This window comes from Morganella morganii (genome assembly GCF_019242955.1).
GTDB classification, from domain to species: Bacteria; Pseudomonadota; Gammaproteobacteria; order Enterobacterales; family Enterobacteriaceae; genus Morganella; species Morganella sibonii.
Genome location: NZ_CP066129.1, coordinates 3,083,392 through 3,102,576, shown reverse-complemented (window position 1 = coordinate 3,102,576; position 19,185 = coordinate 3,083,392). Strand labels below are relative to the sequence as shown.

Annotated in this window: 15 protein-coding genes; 10 read left to right on the top strand and 5 right to left on the bottom strand. The window is 49.6% G+C overall.

Annotation, left to right across the window (positions count from 1 at the left end):
* Window positions 1–1,110, bottom strand: coding sequence for an S-methyl-5-thioribose-1-phosphate isomerase (gene mtnA / locus JC793_RS14775; RefSeq protein ID WP_218426528.1), 1,110 nt, complete (start codon window positions 1,108–1,110; stop codon window positions 1–3).
* Window positions 1,111–1,134: 24 nt separating this feature from the next.
* Complete coding sequence (mtnK, locus tag JC793_RS14770; protein WP_218426527.1) at window positions 1,135–2,400, bottom strand: S-methyl-5-thioribose kinase; 1,266 nt, start codon at window positions 2,398–2,400, stop codon at window positions 1,135–1,137.
* Between the two features lie 500 nt (window positions 2,401–2,900).
* Here mtnK and JC793_RS14765 point away from each other — a divergent pair, with 500 nt between their 5' ends.
* From JC793_RS14765 to tehB, 9 genes are all read left to right on the top strand, one after another.
* The gene (locus tag JC793_RS14765) at window positions 2,901–3,119 is read left to right on the top strand and encodes a helix-turn-helix domain-containing protein (protein WP_166708376.1); all 219 of its coding nucleotides are present in this window, start codon (window positions 2,901–2,903) and stop codon (window positions 3,117–3,119) included.
* A gap of 117 nt (window positions 3,120–3,236) precedes the next feature.
* Window positions 3,237–4,085: a glycosyltransferase family A protein gene (locus JC793_RS14760; protein ID WP_166708375.1), complete on the top strand. Its 849-nt coding sequence runs from the start codon at window positions 3,237–3,239 to the stop codon at window positions 4,083–4,085.
* A gap of 962 nt (window positions 4,086–5,047) precedes the next feature.
* Window positions 5,048–5,599 (top strand): cytochrome b, encoded by a 552-nt coding sequence (locus JC793_RS14755; RefSeq protein ID WP_052926902.1) that lies wholly within the window; start codon window positions 5,048–5,050, stop codon window positions 5,597–5,599.
* A 39-nt stretch (window positions 5,600–5,638) separates the two neighbouring features.
* Window positions 5,639–6,214: a YceI family protein gene (locus JC793_RS14750; protein WP_046894548.1), complete on the top strand. Its 576-nt coding sequence runs from the start codon at window positions 5,639–5,641 to the stop codon at window positions 6,212–6,214.
* A gap of 105 nt (window positions 6,215–6,319) precedes the next feature.
* Complete coding sequence (locus JC793_RS14745; protein ID WP_046894547.1) at window positions 6,320–7,090, top strand: hypothetical protein; 771 nt, start codon at window positions 6,320–6,322, stop codon at window positions 7,088–7,090.
* 526 nt (window positions 7,091–7,616) lie between these two features.
* On the top strand, window positions 7,617–8,807 hold the full coding sequence (locus JC793_RS14740; protein WP_166708373.1) for an EmrA/EmrK family multidrug efflux transporter periplasmic adaptor subunit: 1,191 nt from the start codon (window positions 7,617–7,619) through the stop codon (window positions 8,805–8,807).
* Between the two features lie 42 nt (window positions 8,808–8,849).
* Complete coding sequence (locus JC793_RS14735; RefSeq protein WP_208323401.1) at window positions 8,850–10,343, top strand: DHA2 family efflux MFS transporter permease subunit; 1,494 nt, start codon at window positions 8,850–8,852, stop codon at window positions 10,341–10,343.
* A gap of 72 nt (window positions 10,344–10,415) precedes the next feature.
* Window positions 10,416–11,495, top strand: coding sequence for a linear amide C-N hydrolase (locus tag JC793_RS14730; RefSeq protein ID WP_218426526.1), 1,080 nt, complete (start codon window positions 10,416–10,418; stop codon window positions 11,493–11,495).
* A 69-nt stretch (window positions 11,496–11,564) separates the two neighbouring features.
* The gene (tehB, locus tag JC793_RS14725) at window positions 11,565–12,428 is read left to right on the top strand and encodes an SAM-dependent methyltransferase TehB (protein ID WP_218426525.1); all 864 of its coding nucleotides are present in this window, start codon (window positions 11,565–11,567) and stop codon (window positions 12,426–12,428) included.
* Window positions 12,429–12,431: 3 nt separating this feature from the next.
* Here the strand turns inward: tehB and clcA are convergent, their stop codons facing one another.
* Entirely contained in the window at window positions 12,432–13,832 is a 1,401-nt protein-coding gene (gene clcA / locus JC793_RS14720; protein ID WP_218426524.1) for a H(+)/Cl(-) exchange transporter ClcA, read from the bottom strand.
* A gap of 216 nt (window positions 13,833–14,048) precedes the next feature.
* On the opposite strand from clcA, the gene JC793_RS14715 reads away from it, so the two are divergent.
* Window positions 14,049–15,428, top strand: coding sequence for an alanine/glycine:cation symporter family protein (locus tag JC793_RS14715; protein ID WP_046894543.1), 1,380 nt, complete (start codon window positions 14,049–14,051; stop codon window positions 15,426–15,428).
* Window positions 15,429–15,653: 225 nt separating this feature from the next.
* Here JC793_RS14715 and JC793_RS14710 read toward each other — a convergent pair whose 3' ends face one another.
* Window positions 15,654–16,811, bottom strand: a complete 1,158-nt coding sequence (locus JC793_RS14710; RefSeq protein ID WP_218428464.1) for an ABC transporter substrate-binding protein — start codon at window positions 16,809–16,811, stop codon at window positions 15,654–15,656.
* A 15-nt stretch (window positions 16,812–16,826) separates the two neighbouring features.
* The gene (locus JC793_RS14705) at window positions 16,827–18,968 is read right to left on the bottom strand and encodes a TonB-dependent receptor family protein (protein WP_218428462.1); all 2,142 of its coding nucleotides are present in this window, start codon (window positions 18,966–18,968) and stop codon (window positions 16,827–16,829) included.
* Window positions 18,969–19,185: the final 217 nt, after the last annotated feature.

Sequence of the window (19,185 nt, the reverse complement as noted above, 5' to 3'; positions counted from 1 at the left end):
TTACACCTCATACTCTGACGGCCACATCTCCGGGAACATCGCTTTCAGTCCGGCCGGAGAGGCGTCACAAATACCGCGTTCGGTAATCAGCCCGGTAACGTATTCTGCCGGAGTGACATCAAAGGCGTAGTTGCCGCAGCGGGTGCCCGCCGGGGCCGTATTCACCCAACTGCGGGTGCCTTCCGGCGTGATACCGAAAACGTGTGACTGTTCTTCACCGTTGCGCTGTTCAATCGGGATCTCTTTTACACCGTCCCATACCGTGAAATCGAGGGTCGGTGACGGCAGCGCCACATAAAACGGCACGTTACTGGCTTTGGCCGCCAGCGCTTTCAGGTAAGTACCGATTTTATTGCAGACATCCCCGCGTGCAGTAGTGCGATCAGTACCGACAATACACATATCCACTTCGCCGTGCTGCATCAGGTGTCCCCCTGCGTTATCGGCAATCAGAGTGTGCGGCACACCGTGTGAACCCAGTTCAAAGGCGGTCAGCCCGCCCTGGTTACGCGGACGGGTTTCATCCACCCAGACGTGAATATTAATACCTTCATCATAAGCCTGATAAATTGGTGACAGTGCAGTGCCCCAGTCAACGGTGGCCAGCCAGCCTGCATTACAATGGGTCAGGATATTGACCGGTTCGCCCGGTTTCTTGCGGGCGGCAATGTCACGGATGACAGTCAGTCCGTGTTCGCCGATGCGGTGGCAGATTTCCGCATCTTCATCTGCAATTTCGGCGGCAATGCGGTAAGCGGCATCACGGCGTTCTGCTGCCGGCAGTGGTGTCAGTGCACCGCAGATTCTGTCCAGTGCCCATTTCAGGTTAATTGCGGTCGGACGGGTGGCAACCAGCACGTCATATGATTTTTGCAGGGCGGCATCACTGCTGTCGCGGTGCATCGCCAGTGCCACACCGTAAGCGGCCACGGCGCCAATCAGCGGCGCGCCGCGTACCCACATATCTTTGATGGCGGTTGCGGCTTCCTCCATCGTTGTCAGTGTGATGATACTGACTTCAAACGGCAGTTTTGTCTGATCAAAAATACAGACGTGAATGTCATTGTCTGCCAGCCAGACGGAACGGTAATGTTTCCCGTGAATTTTCATTATAACCTCGTGTGCAGGTGATGCTTAACAGTAAGCAAGAAAGGCTTCAACATCCTCAAAACTGTGGTAATGGCGGGCGTTAACAATCAGCTCCCGTGCCAGTTTCAGTGCTCTGCGCTCAAGTGCCGCGCGTTTATCCACATCAGCAATGGTTTTGAAATCAGCGACACCGGCAAACCCGAGCAGGCGGCGGTTGATCTCCAGCCCGGCGTTGACCAGGGTGTCCTGAAACAGCTCTGCGAAGAAACTGTCCTGTGCGGCTTTCAGGAATTTGTCATCAAACATGCCGTCCTGATACAGCTCGCGCGGCCAGGCATCGCCCTGTGATTTTTCTGTCCACAGGCGACGGAACTCCGCCTCAAAGACAGCTCGGGTCTGTCTTATCTGTGATAACAGCCATTGCTGATAGCGTGTGGTTTCCTCTTCGGTTTCCCGGTGTCCGGGCTGAGAGAACCAGGCCATATATAAGTTGCCGGTATAGTTGCCGGTATCAAAGGCCATCGGCCCCATAAAGCTGAATTCAGGATCAATGACCTGAACAGAATCAGTACCGACCATGACAGAACCCGAATGTAAGTCCCCGTGCAGCAGTGCCTGCGCCTGAGTCATAAACTTGTATTTATAGCGCATCGCGACCTGCACCATTTCCCTGTCCAGCATCACGGCTTTTGCATCACGATCGAGCTGGGGGGAGGTGTGATTATTACGCGGTGCCGGAAAATAAGGCTCGGTAAAAATCAGGTCTTCGGTGATTTTGCATAATTCATGGTTGGCGGAGAACTGGGCGGTCAGTGCTTTCTTTTCCTGTGCCGCCATACCGATATCTGAGGTATGAAACAGTGTCCGTGCCATAAACAGACCAATTTTTTCTGCCAGCTGAGGAACATATTCACCGGCAATCAGCGCCTTGCGCAGAATGATATGGTCAGCGAGATATTCCATCGCAAACAGTGCCATGCTTTCATCATAGAAATAGACGTCCGGTACACAGTCCGGCGCGAAACGCTTTTCCTGTGACAGCGCATGATATTCGAAATAATTGCGCTGCAAAGAGAGTTTCCAGGATTCACCGGCTGCACGGACGTACGGCAGGGATTGTTTCACCACCAGGGCTCTCTCACTGCCTCTGACAATAAATACCAGATTGAGATTACCGTCACCGATTTCCTCAATCTGCCAGGATTCCGGCACGCCTCCGGGCAGCAGTTCACCGGGTAAATGTGAGGACAGGTAAGCAGGAAGTGTGTCACAGGTTTGCGGGGTATATCCGGCAGGGGATTGTTGCATCATAAGATAACCTCAGAAACAGAGATAAGTGGCTACATATGTAAATTATAGCTATACATATGTATTTTTTCTGTGATGTAACTAACACATAACCCGGAGCGGCATTTCTTAAGCGAGTGATAAGGTATAAATGTAAATATATCTTAAGTATTCTTACGAAATTATTTCTATTAAATATCAGGATATATGATTAATAAATATTAAACAGTCTGTTTTTTCAGCGAAATTTTATAATCGTATTAAGACTGTTTGTTATATTAAGTGTGATCGGATAGGTATTATTACATCAAATAGGATTATTGATATTGCAAACAATGTGCCTATAAGGTTAAATCCTGATCTCGAAATAAAAGATGCCTTTTTCGCATAATTTTTATATTTTTATATTTTTGTTTTTCATGTGGTTATGTTTTTATTTAGCCGCAGATTAGCATGTGAATGGCAAGCTTTTAAAAATGGATTTTTTTGTTATTACGTGGTCAATATAAGTGAAGGAGAATCTTATGGAGACGGAATCTATATATTCCTGTGTAGGAAGTCGTATTAAAGAAAAGCGAAAATACTTAGGGTTAAGTGTTGTTCGTTTAGCGGAAGATATGGGAATAACACAGCAGCAGTTTAACCGTTATGAACGGGGAACCAGTCGCATTAGTATACATTATCTGATGTATCTGGCTGATATGTTCCATGTTCCGGTGGATTACTTTTTCGGTAAGGAATAGTTTCTGTCTGCTGAGTAGTGACAGTGTACCCCCTGTATGTGAGAATAGCCGGCAATTAACATCGCACTGGTTGCTAATTGCCGGTCGGTCATTTGTGCTAGCAGGGTTACAGGTATTATGTCACGCGAATTCTTCCGAAAAGTTGCGGATAAGCAACATATAAAACTTACTTACATCACTCATTTCTATTGTAATCAGCAAGATATCTCTGAAGTCGTCAATTTACTTCGTGAATATGAGACTATGCCGGCATCTGTGCTGGATTATGTTCAGTTCGTGATTGTTGATGATTGCTCCCCACTCGAATATGAAATTCCTGAGTTTAATTTAAATCTGACGTGGTTACGGATCACGACCGATATTCCGTGGAATCAGGGCGGTTCCCGTAATCTGGGAGTGACATATGCGGCGTCAGATAAAATTCTGATGACCGATCTGGATCATGTCCTGCCGGTATCTACTTTTACTTATCTGATTAATGCGGCGAATCCCGGGCGGACATTCTATAAACTCTACCGCCTGGACGAGCAGGACAATATCCGCAAAGGGCATTCCAATCTGTTCTTTATGTCCCGTGCCCGTTTTTTCCGCTTTTACGGTTATGATGAAGAATTTTGCGGCCATTACGGCGCAGAAGATTACCGTTTTGTGAAATTGCAGAAATACCACGGGTCCCGCCAGCGTTATCTGCCGAAATCGGTGTATGCCAGGGAGCGGATTGTGGATCGTCAGAAGTCCTACCATACTCTGGACAGAAGTCTGGAATACAACACGCCGGTTGATAAGCGCAAGCATGAGGAAGTCTGCACATACGGTGCAGAAGCCGGACACTCCCGGTTATTCCTTGATTTCGAATGGAAAATTATGCGTTCTGTCTGCCGTCAATCACCGGTGGTCCGTGAGAAAAACCCCGGCTGGAAAGCCCGCTGGTGGTTGCGCTGGTTATTTGCGCCGCTGGCAAAATAAAGCAGCATAAAAAAAGCGCCCATCGGGCGCTTAATATTGCTGACAAAGCAGGATAAAACGTGGTTTTTCCTGCTTTGTGTTATCAGCCGAAAATCAATAAATTGATTTTCCCGGTTTATTTTTACAACCTCTGCCGGTCGTCACCAATCCCTGCGGGCTTGTTAACGGCCTGAAGCGCCCATCGGGCGCTTCTTTGTATCTGTCTGATTTATCAGAATGCTTTGCTGTTTTTAGCAATAATAGCAGCAGCGCGGGTCAGATAAGAAAAGAAAGTTTTGATGCTTTTCATAATAAACTCCTGCTTTTGAGTCAGTGGATAAGCCTGTTTGGCTTTGATGGCGCTACTATACCATTTATGTGACGTATGTCAAATTTTATATAAAATTAATTTTAATTACTTAAAATAAAGTTTGGATGACGCGGCGGAGGGCAAAGTCAGATTATTTGCAGGCATAAAAAAAGCGCCCGATGGGCGCTTTTTCTGTATCTGTCTGATTTATCAGAATGCTTTGCTGTATTTTGCAATGATAGCAGCAGCACGGGTCAGATTTGAGAAGAAAGTTTTGATACTTTTCATAATGAACTCCTGCTTTTGAATTAGGTTGGTAAGCTGTTTTGCTTCGATGGGTGTATCATAGCATTTGTGTGATGTTCGTCAACTTTTTTATCAACAATATTTTTAAATATTAAAATTATTTTTTGTGGCTATCCGTCGTATCCCTGTTTTTCCTGTATTTTGGTTATAAGTCAGACTGAACCTGTCTTACAAAATCCCGCCATATAAGATTTTTCCGGTTTAATATTTCTTTTATTTATGAAAATAACAGTCAAATTAGTAACTTAATGATTAATTTTGACTGACTTAAACAAAATATTTGTCCGATATTGACAGGAAAATTCACGTAAAGTATCCCACTGTTACTGAAATGTTATCCGTATGGAACAGGAAAGGGTATTTATCAATGCAATGGAAAAATAGTGCACAACGGTACGGACATCTTTCCGTTCTGCTTCACTGGGGTGTGGCGCTCACCGTTTACGGAATGTTCGCTCTGGGGCTGTGGATGGTTTCGCTGGGTTATTATGATGTCTGGTATCACCGCGCACCGGAGATCCACAAAAGCATCGGAGTCCTGCTGTTTATTGTGCTGGCTGTCCGCATGATCTGGCGCTGGATCTCGCCGCCGCCGCCGGCATTATCCACTTACAGCCGGTTTACCCGCATCAGCGCAACACTGGCGCACTGGCTGCTGTACGGTATTTTGTTTGCCATTCTGCTCACCGGCTATTTTATTTCAACGGCAAATGGTCAGGCGGTATCGGTTTTCGGCTGGTTTGATGTTCCGGCCTCGCTGACAGACGGGGCAGGACAGGCGGACACCGCCGGAACGGTACATTTGTATCTTGCCTGGGCGGTTGTTGTGTTATCGGCGCTGCACGCGCTGGCTGCACTTAAACACCATTTTTTTGATAAAGACGCCACATTAAAACGCATGCTGGGCATGAAACCCTGAACAGGGCGCCCGTAATTTTATTATGACGGAGTAAATACAATGCTGAAGAAAGCACTGGTTGGTTTAAGCGCAGGTATGATGCTGCTGGGTTCAGGTGCGGCAATGGCCGACACCTATAAAATAGATAAAGAAGGACAGCACGCATTTGTGCAGTTCCGTATTCAGCACCTGGGTTACAGCTGGCTGTACGGGACATTTAAAGATTTTGACGGTACGTTCACCTTTGATAAAGCCGATCCGGCAAAAGATAAAGTGGATGTCACTATCAAAACCGGCAGCCTGGATACCAACCACGCTGAGCGTGATAAACATCTGCGCGGCGGTGAATTCCTGAATACAGACAAAAATCCGGAAGCGAAATTCGTTTCCACGAAAGTGGAAAAGAAAGGTGATGACTTTATTATCACCGGTGATCTGACCCTGAACGGTGTGACTAATCCGGTAACACTGGATGCAAAACTGACCGGTGAAGGCAAAGATCCGTGGGGCGGTTACCGCGCCGGTTTTGAAGCCACCGGGAAAGTATCTCTGAAAAGCTTTAATATCAAAGCGGATCTGGGACCTAAATCACAGGATGCTGAACTGATTATTTCTGTTGAAGGCGTAAAAATCTGATTATTTTTACGGACTGAGCAATTATCAGAGGCCTGCAATAGCAGGCCTTATTAATTTATGTCACTATCTTTCTCAGTGATAACTCAGCGTATCAGAGGAAAATGCGTGAATAAAAAACTCAGCTTATTGTTAGTTCTTATTGTTGCCGTGGTATTTGCCGGTGCCGGTTATTATATGGGTACACGGGATGATGTTGTTTCGGTTACTGCTGTCAGTGAAGACGGCATGAATACACAAGCATCACTTGAAGCCGAAATGATGTCGGAGTCCATGCGGTTTATTGAAGTGGTCGGTAAAATTTCCCCGGAAAAATATAAGGATATAAAACAGAAAATGGGGAATTACGGCACCATGACCAGCGGAGAGAAAGTGGAATGGATGAATGATATTGCCGGGCTGACGGCCGTATTATTAGTTGACCGGATACCGTATGCTTCTGATGATGCGCTGAATGCCTTTGCCGCCGCGGTAAAAGAGCAGGCAGAAGGGTATCTGGTAAAAGATCCGTCCGGACAGCAGTGTTTCAATAACTTTTTCCCGGGACTGAAAAAGTTCCCGCAGAATAAATCTCAGTTTATCTATAATGAAGCCGATATCCGGATGCTGAAAACGGTGAATCTGATCCTGACATCATCACTGGAAGACCGGAATACCGGTGACGTTCCTGCTGATGAAGCGTATCAGGTATTAGGGAATATTTATCAGAAACTGACAGAAAAATACGGCGATAAAACAGAACTGTTAACCAACCTGAATGAAGGGGCAAAAGATCCGGTAACGACCTGCCACCTTGTCGGGGATTTTTATGATTACTTTATGCAGGAACCGAATAAAGCAGCGAGTGCAGAAGCATTACGTCTGATTTTATCTCAGTAAACATCAAAGTAAGCCGTTCAATAACCGCAGAATAATTTGTTTTGCGGTTTTTTTGTTTCTGCCGGCAGAGCAGCATAACCGTAAATGTACAAATCGTGCTGTTTTCCGTATCCCGGTAAAAAATAAACAAATGTCAGTAAAACACGATACTTTGTTTAAGAATCCGGAAATATAAACAGAAAATACTCTGATACCCGAAAATGAACACGAAGGTCGAATAATCAGAGGTTTTTTCCTGTTATCTGCTTTTGCGTATTCCGGGACTATTACAGAATGAGAAAAAATAAATATCAAAACCGGCAGGGGATATTACTTTAATACCCGTCAATTTCATTATATTAACTTGTTATTAGTCATAAACTGATGGTCTGGTTACATTTTTTGTTGTGTTCAGCAGATGTTTTGCTTCTGTTTATATTGTTTTCGGTTTTACCCTGTAATATTCCACTTACCGTTACTTTTATAGTGATTCAGGCTATTCTGTGCGCAATATTTTTCGGATTAACTTTATTACCGGGGTATTTTGATGGACAACACATCAGAGCAGTCTTCTGCTGCCCAGCCTTCTGACAAAAAAACATCGTCATCCAATCCTGTCAAACGGAAAATCTGGCTTGCGGGAACCTCCTTACTCTTTATTGTGCTGCTGGCCGGTTATTTGATTTACTGGCTGCTGGTACTGCGTTATCAGGAATATACCGATGATGCCTACGTCGTGGGGCTTCAGGTGCCGGTCGTGGCGCAAACCACCGGTAATGTGACGCAGGTGAATTTTGAGAATACCGATCTGGTGCGTGCCGGTGATGTGCTGGTGGTGCTGGATAAAACTAATGCTGAACTGGCTTACGCACAGGCGCGCCATGACCTGGCGGCAACCGTGCGCCAGACTCAGGAGCTCTATTTTAACCGTGATCAGCTCAGTGCGGTCATCGCACAGAAAAAAGTGATGCTGAATCAGGCGCAGAGTGACTATGCCCGCCGCAGCGTGTTAGGACAGCGGGGAACTATCTCCAAAGAAGACTTACAGCACTCACGTGAAGCCGTTGAAGAGGCTCAGGCATCCCTGAATGCGTCTGTTCAGCAACTGAATGCCACCAAAGCATTACTGAAAACCACGGCGCTGGCTGATCAGCCTGCCGTATTACAGGCTGCGGATAAAGTCCGTGATGCCTGGATTAACTTACAGCGTACAGAAATCCGCAGTCCGTTTACCGGTTATGTCTCCCGCCGTAATGTGCAGGTCGGGGCTCAGGTCAGCCCGAACGCCTCTCTGATGGCGATTGTGCCGGTCGAGCCGGTCTGGATAGATGCCAATTTTAAGGAAACACAGCTCAGCGGTGTGCGGATCGGACAACCGGTCACGATCACCAGTGATTTTTACGGCGATAAAGTTATCTTTAACGGTACGGTGGCCGGGCTGGATATGGGCACCGGCAGTGCTTTCTCCCTGCTGCCTGCGCAAAATGCCACCGGTAACTGGATCAAAGTGGTGCAGCGTCTGCCGGTCAGAGTTGAGCTGGACCCGCAGCAGGTTGCCAGATATCCGCTGCGTATCGGCTTGTCGATGAACGTGACTATCGAAACCAAAAACAGCGATGGCCCGGTACTGGCTAATGTTCAGCGTGATACACCGGCCTTTAAGAGTGATGTGCTGATCCCGGATCTGGCTCCGGTCAATGCGGTGATTGCGCAAATCATTACCGATAACGCCAGTTAATCAGCGCGGGGCTTTATTGTGGCTAATCAACCGTTAACCGGCATGAAACTGGTCTGGGCGACCATCGCGCTGTCGATGGCCACCTTTATGCAGGTGCTGGACTCCACCATTGCCAACGTGGCGATCCCGACCATTTCCGGCAATCTCGGTGCCTCTGTCTCACAGGGCACCTGGGTTATTACCTCGTTCGGGGTATCCAACGCGATTTCCATTGCCATCACCGGCTTTCTGGCAAAACGCTTCGGGGAAGTGCGGGTCTTTATCTGGTCCACCGGGCTGTTTACCCTGACTTCACTGATGTGCGGATTGTCAGACAGCCTGGAAATGCTGATTTTCTTCCGCGTGTTACAGGGCGGGGTGGCAGGGCCGATAATTCCGCTCTCACAGAGCCTGCTGCTGAAAAGTTACCCGCCTGCCAAACAGAATACCGCTCTGGCACTCTGGTCGATGACTATCATTCTGGCACCGGTATTCGGGCCGATTATGGGCGGTTATATCAGCGATAACTTTCACTGGGGCTGGATTTTCTTTATCAACGTCCCTATCGGGATTGTGGTGGTCATTGCCAGTATGATGCTGCTGCGCGGTATGGAATCCAAAGTGACAAAGGTTCCGCTCAATGTGATTGGCTTGTCGCTGTTGGTGGTCGGGATCGGTTGTCTGCAAATCCTGCTGGATAAAGGGAAAGATCTCGGCTGGCTGGAGTCAGATGAAATTGTCGCACTGGCCGTTATTGCCACTATTGCGCTGGTCTTCCTGGTGATTTGGGAACTGACGGATAAAAACCCGATCGTGGAGCTGTCGCTGTTTAAGTCGCGTAACTTTACCATCGGCACATTGTCAGTCAGCCTGGCGTATATGGTCTATTTCGGCGCGATTGTGCTGTTGCCGCAGTTACTTCAGGAGGTCTACGGCTATACCGCGGAATGGGCGGGGCTGGCGCTGGCGCCTATCGGACTGGTGCCGATACTGATCTCCGCGTTTGTCGGTAAGCTTTCCAATGTGGTGGATTTGCGCTGGATTGTAACCTTTAGTTTCATGGTGTATGCCGTCTGCTTTTACTGGCGCGCCTATACTTTTGAGCCGCAGATGGGATTCTACGCCTCTGTCTGGCCGCAGCTGGTTCAGGGGTTCGCAGTGGCCTGCTTCTTTATGCCGCTGACCACCATCACGCTTTCCGGCCTGCCGCCGGAGAAACTGGCCTCCGCTTCTGCGCTGGCTAACTTCTTCCGGACACTGGCGGGATCGGTCGGTACATCGATCACCACAACATTGTGGAGCCGTCGTGAATCGTTACATCATTCTCAGCTGACGGAGTCCGTCACCGCGTATAATCCGGAATCAGTACAGATGTATCAGGAGATGGCGCAGCACGGGTTATCACAGGCGCAGACCTCCGCTTATCTGGCGAAGGAGATCACTGCCCAGGGACTGATTATCAGTGCCAATGAAATTTTCTGGCTCTCCGGCGGTATTTTTATCGGATTGATTGTTCTTGTCTGGTTTGCCCGGCCGCCGTTTGCCACAAAATCCTGATAAGAGCTACAGTTATAAGGAAGTGTAACCGGCAGGCTGCCGGTTACCGGACGCAATGAAAAGGGGTTTTTCATGACATTTAAACGAATTGTGCTTGCCGGGGCGGTCGCGTCGGCCACCTTACTGGCCGCACAGATTGCTTCTGCCTGCACCCGTCTGGTGTATCTCGGCGATGATTCACAGGTGATCACCGCCCGGTCAATGGACTGGAAAAGTGATGTCGGCACCAATTTATGGATCTTCCCGCAGGGGATGGAACGTGATGGCGCCGCCGGGCCAAATTCCGTGAAATGGGTGTCAAAATACGGCAGTGTGGTGGCATCCGGTTATGATGTTTCCACGACAGACGGGATTAATGAAAAGGGATTGTCCGCAAACCTGTTGTGGCTGGTGGAATCTGTTTATCCGACACCGGAAAATAATAATCCCACCCTGAGCATTTCAGCCTGGGCACAGTATGTGCTGGATAACTACGCGACAGTTGAAGAGGCCGTTACCGCTCTGGAAAAAGAGCCGTTCGCGGTGATTACAGACAAAGTTCCGGGCGAAGAGCGCCTGGCAACACTGCACCTGTCGTTATCAGATGCTTCCGGTGACAGTGCTATCATTGAATATATTGATGGCAAGCAGGTGATTCATCACAGCCGAAAATATCAGGTAATGACCAACTCCCCGGTCTTCAGTGAACAACTGGCACTGGACAGCTACTGGCAGCAAATCAACGGCACCGTGATGCTGCCGGGCACTAACCGTTCAGCAGACCGTTTTGCACGTGGTTCTTTCTATATCAACGCCATTCCGAAAGCGACCTCGCCGAATAAAGCGGTTGCTTCTGTTTTCAGCGTGATCCGCAATGTGTCTGTGCCGTTCGGGCTGAATACCGAAGAGGAGCCGAATATCTCCTCCACCCGCTGGCGCACAGTTGCTGATCACAAACGTCAGATTTATTTCTTTGAATCAGCACTGACACCGAATATCTTCTGGGTTGACCTGAAGAAAGTGGATTTCAGCAAAGAAAACGGCAAAGTGAAGAAACTCGATTTGGGGCCGGAACAGCAAAATATTTATTCCGGTGATGTGGCCAATGATTTCACCGATGCTAAACCTTTCGTGTTCCAGGGAATAAACGAAGCTATCGCCCGTCAGAAATAAAAATCGTTTACGCCTCACCGGAAAGGTTATAAGATGTATTTAAAATGCATCTTTAAGGTGAGGCGTAAAATGGAAAACGTAGTCTGTTATAAAACCCTGCCGGTCTGGCAAAAAAATACTATCCCGATGGCCTTTATGGATCGCCATAATACGGCAGAAGGTACGTGGGCGCAGCTGACGGTACTGGCAGGGGAGATGGATTTTGTCGTTTTCGGTGAAAACGGCGAAGAGACCCGCTACCACTTTGATACCACACATCAGCCGCCGCGCCTTGACCCGCAGGTGTGGCACAAAATTGAATCTGTCAGTGATGATATTTCCTGCCAGCTCGCCTTTTGGTGCCGGCCTGAAGATGAATTCTATAAAATCCACGGACTGACCCGCCCGCATTCTGAAGTCCGTGAACTGGCGACAATGACCAAACCGGGTAAAACACTCGATTTAGGCTCCGGTCGCGGGCGCAACAGCTTTTTCCTGGCACAGCTCGGCTATGATGTAACCGCCATGGATATCAATCCGCAGCACATTCAGGCGATTGAGGATGTTAAAGCCGCGGCGGGGATCAGCAATATCCGCACGCAGGTCTATGATATCAACCAGCATGCGTTGCAGGATGATTATGACATCATTATTTCCACCGTGGTGCTGATGTTCCTGAAAAGAGAGAATATTGCCGCGATCGTCGCCGATATGCAGGCACATACCCGTCAGGACGGGTTTAACCTGATCGTCTGTCCGGTGGAGACAGAGAATATGCCGTATGATGAGCTGCCGTTTGACTGCTTCCTGAAACCGGGTGAATTATCCGGTTATTATGCGGACTGGGAGATCCTGAAATACAACGAAAACCCGGGACATCTTCACCGCACTGATGCGGCAGGCAACCGGATACGGCTGAATTTTGCCACCCTGATTGCCCGCAAAAAAGCCTGATTATTACCCTCGCGGCGCGTCACCGGTTTTTTCCGGCGGCGTGCCGTTTTGCATCAGTATCCGCTCCAGCAGTACAGAATAGAGCGGACGCCCGCCCAGATATTGTGCCACCAGGGTTGCCCCCAGACACGTGATAATCATCGGCAGGATCAGCTGATAGTTATCCGTCATCTCCAGTACCAGTACAATGCCGGTCAGCGGTGCGCGGACCGTGGCGGCAAAGAGTGCGCCCATCCCCGCAATGGCGAAAGTTGCCGGTTCAATCTGATACTGCGGAAACAGCAGCATGGCAGCATAACCGAAGAAACTGCCGAACAGGGTACCGAGCGCAAGTGTCGGCGCAAAAATCCCGCCGGGCGCACCGGAGCTGAAGCAGATAACCGTGGTCAGTACACGGAACAGAAAGATCATCAGAATAGCGGTCAGAGAATAGTGCAGCGCGGCAACATCCGGAATCACCGCGAACCCGCCGCCGGTTACCTGCGGCCAGTACAGCCCGGCAATACCGCATAACCCGCCGATCAGTCCGCCGGTGGCGACAAAGCGGGATGTTTTATCCTGATAAAAACGGCGGAACAGTGTCTGCATGGTGAGCAGAAAACGGTTAAACATTACACCAATCACACCAAAAACCATTCCCAGCACCAGATAGAGCCAGAGTGTATTCAGCGGGGCTGCATGATATTTTCCGATATCGAGAATCGCTGAGCCGCTGTTAAATGTCTGAAAAACAATGCTCGACATGATCACGCCGATAAAAACAGCTTTGATAGAAATCAGACTGTAACGGAACTGCGGGCGCATCTCCTCGATAATAAACAGTATCCCCGCGAGCGGTGCGTTGAATGCGGCGGTCAGACCGGCGGCGGCACCGGTCGCCAGTAAGGTATGCCGGGATTCTTTATTTTTCACGCCGGCAAGCGCACTGACCAGCCCGCTGATATTTGCACCTAACTGCACGGTCGGGCCTTCACGTCCCAGCACCATACCGGAGCCGAGAGTCCCCAGGCCGCCGATAAATTTCACCGGCAGTACCCGCCACCAGCGTACCGGGCGCACATCCTGCAATGCCCCTTCAATTTCCGGTATACCCGATCCGCCGGATTCCGGCGAAAAACGCCGCACCAGCCAGTAGCCTGACATGGCCAGCAGAGCTGAGATAATAAACATCAGCGGGATCAGTACGATTTTGTTTTCCGTCAGTGAAGACAGGGAGCTGACCCGGTACTCACTTACCCAATTAACCCCGCGTTCAAACAACACACCGGTAAAACCTGCGAGTCCGCCGACGACAGCTGCCAGCAGCAGAACAGTGACAGGGGCGAGATTGCGTTCTTTAAGGCGTTTGAGCACACGATAACGGCGTTTGAGCGTGGCTGCCGTATGCGGCAAAGCATCTGACATGGCTGAATATGACCTGTTACAAATAAAAATTACTTACTATTTTAATTCAATTTGTGACAAGTGACACCCTTCACAGATTCAAAAATCCGACACCAATCCGGACGTTTTTTGTTCGCATTCCGGGCGTTTTTCCGCTTTATTAATAAATGATAAATAAATGTTATTTATATGTGACACGTAAAATAAAAAAGTAACAGGGCCGGTCAGGAGGCGTGAATGGATTTAATAACGGAGTGGCTGGGCGCGCTGAACGGCGTGGTGTGGGGAGTGCCGATGCTGGTGGGTATACTGGGTGTCGGTTTATATATGCAGATTCGGCTGGGTTTTTTACCGATACGTAAACTGGGGACCGGGTTTAAATTATTATTTCAGCGCAATGAATCCCGCGGGGAAGGACAGATCTCCCCGTTTAATGCTCTGATGACGGCCTTGTCCGCGACGATCGGCACCGGGAATATCGCCGGGGTGGCGACGGCAGTTGTGATGGGCGGGCCGGGAGCACTGTTCTGGATGTGGATGACCGCGCTGGTCGGTATGGCGACAAAATATTCTGAAGCCGTGCTGGCGGTACGCTATCGTGAAGTGGATAAATACGGGCAGTATGTCGGCGGCCCGATGTACTACATCAAAAACGGCCTTGGTCCGAAATGGGTCTGGCTGGGAACGTTGTTTGCGGTGTTTGGTGCCTGTGCCGGGTTTGGTATCGGAAATACTGTTCAGGCCAACTCGGTGGCGGATGTGCTGGAGAGTAATTTCGGCGTCAACAAATGGGTGACCAGTGTGGCACTGGTGCTGCTGGTCGGTGCGGTACTGATCGGCGGTATCCGCCGTATCTCGGATGTGGCCGGTAAACTGGTACCGTTTATGACAGTCGGTTACTTTGGCGCCGGTCTTGTGGTGCTGGCGCTGAATATCAGTGAAATTCCGGCAGCATTCTCCCTCATTGTGACCTCTGCTTTTACACCGGTGGCGGCACAGGGCGGATTTGCCGGGGCGACAGTCTGGGCGGCGATACGTTTCGGGGTGGCGCGCGGCGTGTTCTCCAACGAAGCTGGGCTGGGCAGTGCGCCGATAGCGCATGCTGCCGCGAAAACCCAGAACCCGATCCGTCAGGGGCTTATCGCGATGCTCGGCACCTTTATTGATACCATTATTGTCTGTTCGGTGACCGGGCTGACTATTGTCATTATGGGGGGCTGGTTGACAGCGGAAACCGGTGCCACACTGACTGCATCCTCTTTCAAAGCTGCGATTCCGGGCGGAAACTATATTGTGGCGATAGCACTGACCATTTTTGCGTTTACCACGATCCTCGGCTGGAGTTTCTACGGTGAGAAATGTGTTCAGTATCTGTTTGGTGTGAAGGCGATTAAGGTATTCCGCGTCCTGTGGCTGATCGCGTTACCGGTTGGTGCCACACAGTCACTGGAATTTGTCTGGCTGCTGGCCGATACCCTGAATGCGATGATGGCTATTCCGAACCTGATCGCACTGATCTTATTAAGTCCGGTGGTATACCGTCTGACGCGTGATCATATCCGGGATGTTAATGCGGACAGTATTGATATGGCAAATGAGTTGTATCAGAAGAAATAATCACAGAGATTTAAACAGAAATAATAACGGGCAGTTTCCTGCCCGTTGAGATTGCTGACAAAGCAGGATAAAACGGGGTTTTTCCTGCTTTGTGTTATCAGCCGAAAATCAATAAATTGATTTTCCTGGTTTATTTTTACAACCTCTGTCGGTCGTCGCCAATCCCTGCGGGTTTGTCAACGGCCTGAACGGGCAGTTTCCTGCCCGTTATTATTCGCACTGTGCTCAGGGTTGCAGCCAGAACAGGCCGCTGCCGTCCAGAGCGGTAAAGGTTTTATGCAGCTTCAGGCTGTCGGCCTGCGGGTCGAGTTCAGGAAACAGATCCGGATGCAGCATTTTGGCGATAACTTCCACGGCAATAATATTGAATGGGGTGTCATAGTATTGCTGATACAGCGCCAGCACCTGTTTTTGCTGATAAGCGGTGAGATATTGCAGTTTTGACCGGGACATCAGTTTTTCCAGCGCCGGTACTGCCCGTTCCGCAGAGCCGGTATAACCGAGCGGAACTGAGACACTGCCTTTGCGGGTATTTTCCCAGTCGGCAACGGTCATCAGATAAAATTGCGGATCAGCCGCAATAATCTGTTCTTCATTCACTTCACCGCCCATACCATTTTTAAACCAGTCGGCACCGAGGTTATGTCCCCCGGCTGCGGCGACAAACTCCCCGAAGTTACCGTTACCAAAGGTTTTACAGCAACTGTTTTCCCCGGCAAGGCCTGCTGCCCGTTCGATAAAGACTGTCGGCTTTTTGTCTTCCGGGATGTTTGCAACACGGGAGCGGATCAGATCCAGCCGCTGACGGTAGAAATCATTAAACGCCGCTGCCTGCTTTTCCTGCCCGAATACCTGACCCAAAAGCGTCATGCTTGGCATGGTGTTTTGCAGCGGGTACTGACGAAAATCGATAAAAATAACCGGAATGCCGCTTTTGTCCAGCAAATCCAGCGTGCCGCTTTCTGTCAGTTTACTTTGCAGCCCGGTATCGAAAATCACCAGGTCCGGCTGATACGTCAGCGCTTTTTCAACACTGAAATCCGATGTGTACGGGTTCGGAAATACCGGGATATCTTTCAGTTGCGGAAACTGCTTTTCATACGCGATGCGCAGATCCGGCGCTTTTTTGCTCAGAGCATCATCCCATGCGGCGATGCCTTTCAGCGGCTCAGACGGATGCAGGATATTCAGGGCGACCAGCACCCGGCTGTCTGCCAGCATAATCCGGGATACCGGCGCATTAACGGTGACTGTCCGCCCGGCGATATCCGTCACAGTAACCGGAGCCGCTGCGGTACTGAACGGCATCAGTGCCGCGAGTGCGGCACAGACGGTGAAGATAAGTGCCGGAAGACGTCCGGCGGTACGGAATACAGTTTTCATCATAATCAGTGACCTTTAAAACTTCACGGAAGCTTGTGCGAAGAAGGTTCGCGGCTGTCCGGCATAAATGCCGTAGTTATTATCTGTCGAACGGGTAAAACTGGCCTGATCGAACAGGTTTTTCACCCCGGCAGACAGTGTCAGATCTGACCATTGCGGGCCGAAATGATACTCCGCACGGGCATCCCACATCATATAACCCGGAATAATGCCGTAACGCCCGTCAGCACTGCCTTCGGTAATGTAATTTTTTCCGGTTCCCGGTGACTGCTGTTTTGACTGCGCATAGGTGTTGAGATTCCACACCCAGTTTCCGGTTTCATAACGGGCACCGGCAGTAAAGAGCTGGCGGGAGTAGAATGGCAGATCTTTATCCGCAAAATTACCGCGTTTGCTGACTGCTTTTGTGTAGGTATAAGTACTGTATATACTGGCGCCGTCCAGCCATTTTGCTGTTTCACTCAGGTCATAATTCAGCGCCAGTTCCACCCCCTGATGGGTGGTCGCGCCGAGGTTTGTCCAGCCTGTTGAATTTTCAATGTATTGCAGCTGATCATTGAAATCGATATAGAACAGGGTCATTTCCGCCGAGAGCAGTCCGTCATCAAACCGTGTACCGGCTTCATAGTTATGGGCTTTTTCCGCACTCAGGCCGTTTGCCGGATCATTACCTGCGCCGCCGGTATTGAGCTGGAAATATTGCAGGCTGCCGAATGAACTGCCCGCATTGGCAAACAGCTTCCACTGATCATCAATATGATAAATCACGGACAGGGCCGGTAACGGCTCGCTGTAGCTCTTGCTGCGGAACTGATTACGGAAACCGTCATCCAGATGAATTTTTATATTTTCATAACGCAGGCCGGGAATTACCGTCCAGTTACCGAAATTAATGGTGTCATCAATATAGACCGCATGGGCTTCAGTCCCGCCGGAGGTGTGCTGATAGTAGCTGTCGGTCTGCGGACGTGAGCCTTGTGAACCGGTCGGATACCAGCCGGAACGGTAGGCTTTTTCATCCGCCGTTTCATTCAGATAACGGTAACCGAAGGTAATTTCATGGGACTGGTTATCAAAGCGGAACAGTTGTGAATAGCTCGGTTCAATGGCGTAAGCAGTGTAGTGACGCGGATAGGAAATAAGACGACTCTTGCCGGCATTCTCTTTTGTTCCGTCGCTTTCAATATAACTGCCGCGGTAGCTTTTGCTGAACCAGGTCAGTAATTCAAACTGTTTATCATCTTCCTGATGGCGGTATTTAAAGGACATATCCTGACGGTTGCCTTCAAAACGGTCAAACGGACGAACTGACTGATAAGGATCGGCTTTGTACTGCGTTTCTGACAGGCCGCCCGGCATCCCGGATTGAGCATGGTAATAGTGGAAGTTTGCCAGCAGTTCATCGGTATCACTGAATGCGTAACGGGTTTTCAGGATAATGTCATCGATATCGGTATTGTCGTTATTTTTGCGGTAACCCTGGCCGTGCAGGCCGGAGTAAAGCAGCATCGCGCCCGCAGAGCCATCTGCGGATGAACCCCCGACAGAAGCATCGGTCAGGGTTTTCAGCCCGCCGGTGCGTGCGCCCTGAGTTTTGACAGAGGCTGAGCCGCCGAACGTTTCCGGGATCGGTTTGGTGACAAAGTTAATCACGCCGCCGACGTTTTGCGGCCCGTAACGGACAGAGGTGGCACCGCGCATCACATCAATGCTGCTGATGGAGCCTAAAGAGAGTGGTGACATCGATAACTGAGGCTGTCCGTAAGGGGCGGCAGCCAGCGGAATACCATCAAGCAAAATGGTGGAGCGCGGGGAAAGCCGTGCCGGAAGCCCGCGGATACCGACATTGAGTGAGACATCGCTGCCGCCGGTGCCGTTACTGTCCCGCACCTGAACGCCCGGGATACCACGCAGGGCATCCGCGATGGTTTCCGCTCCGGACTCATCGATTTGTTTTTTGGTTTTGATGGTGCGGGCGCCGCCGTGGTTCAGCAAAATATCACTGTTATCGGTGTTATCCAGCCAGTTACCGACAACGACGATCGGGGTTTCAGTATCTGCGGTGGCGGCGAGACTGCCGCTGCTGATAAAAGCGAGCGCCAGCGCCAGCGGAGTGAGGCGGGCAGGGCGGTAGTATGCGTTACAGGAATCAGTCATCACTCAGTTTTCCGTGAGAATTTAAGAAAGCAAATGATAATTATAACCATTACCGGTGCGCAATGGTTTTTTAACGGAAAGTTACTAAGATGCTGATTTTATGATTCAGAATTTAGTTACAAAATGATTGGTGCTGTAGTTATTTTTGGTGTGAATGTGAGCTTGCTGTTTTAGCGGGAAACGGGCGATTTATGGATTAGTCCGCCCGTTATCCCGG

Bases quoted from the DNA above. Each gene is read 5' to 3' on its own strand.
- JC793_RS14705 (WP_218428462.1), bottom strand. From the start codon at position 18,968: ATGACTGATTCCTGTAACGCATACTACCGCCCTGCCCGCCTCACTCCG.
- JC793_RS14735 (WP_208323401.1), top strand. From the start codon at position 8,850: ATGAAACTGGTCTGGGCGACCATCGCGCTGTCGATGGCCACCTTTATG.
- clcA (WP_218426524.1), bottom strand. From the start codon at position 13,832: ATGTCAGATGCTTTGCCGCATACGGCAGCCACGCTCAAACGCCGTTAT.
- JC793_RS14755 (WP_052926902.1), top strand. From the start codon at position 5,048: ATGCAATGGAAAAATAGTGCACAACGGTACGGACATCTTTCCGTTCTG.
- JC793_RS14765 (WP_166708376.1), top strand. From the start codon at position 2,901: ATGGAGACGGAATCTATATATTCCTGTGTAGGAAGTCGTATTAAAGAA.
- mtnK (WP_218426527.1), bottom strand. From the start codon at position 2,400: ATGATGCAACAATCCCCTGCCGGATATACCCCGCAAACCTGTGACACA.
- mtnA (WP_218426528.1), bottom strand. From the start codon at position 1,110: ATGAAAATTCACGGGAAACATTACCGTTCCGTCTGGCTGGCAGACAAT.
- JC793_RS14760 (WP_166708375.1), top strand. From the start codon at position 3,237: ATGTCACGCGAATTCTTCCGAAAAGTTGCGGATAAGCAACATATAAAA.
- JC793_RS14715 (WP_046894543.1), top strand. From the start codon at position 14,049: ATGGATTTAATAACGGAGTGGCTGGGCGCGCTGAACGGCGTGGTGTGG.
- JC793_RS14730 (WP_218426526.1), top strand. From the start codon at position 10,416: ATGACATTTAAACGAATTGTGCTTGCCGGGGCGGTCGCGTCGGCCACC.
- tehB (WP_218426525.1), top strand. From the start codon at position 11,565: ATGGAAAACGTAGTCTGTTATAAAACCCTGCCGGTCTGGCAAAAAAAT.
- JC793_RS14740 (WP_166708373.1), top strand. From the start codon at position 7,617: ATGGACAACACATCAGAGCAGTCTTCTGCTGCCCAGCCTTCTGACAAA.
- JC793_RS14710 (WP_218428464.1), bottom strand. From the start codon at position 16,811: ATGAAAACTGTATTCCGTACCGCCGGACGTCTTCCGGCACTTATCTTC.
- JC793_RS14750 (WP_046894548.1), top strand. From the start codon at position 5,639: ATGCTGAAGAAAGCACTGGTTGGTTTAAGCGCAGGTATGATGCTGCTG.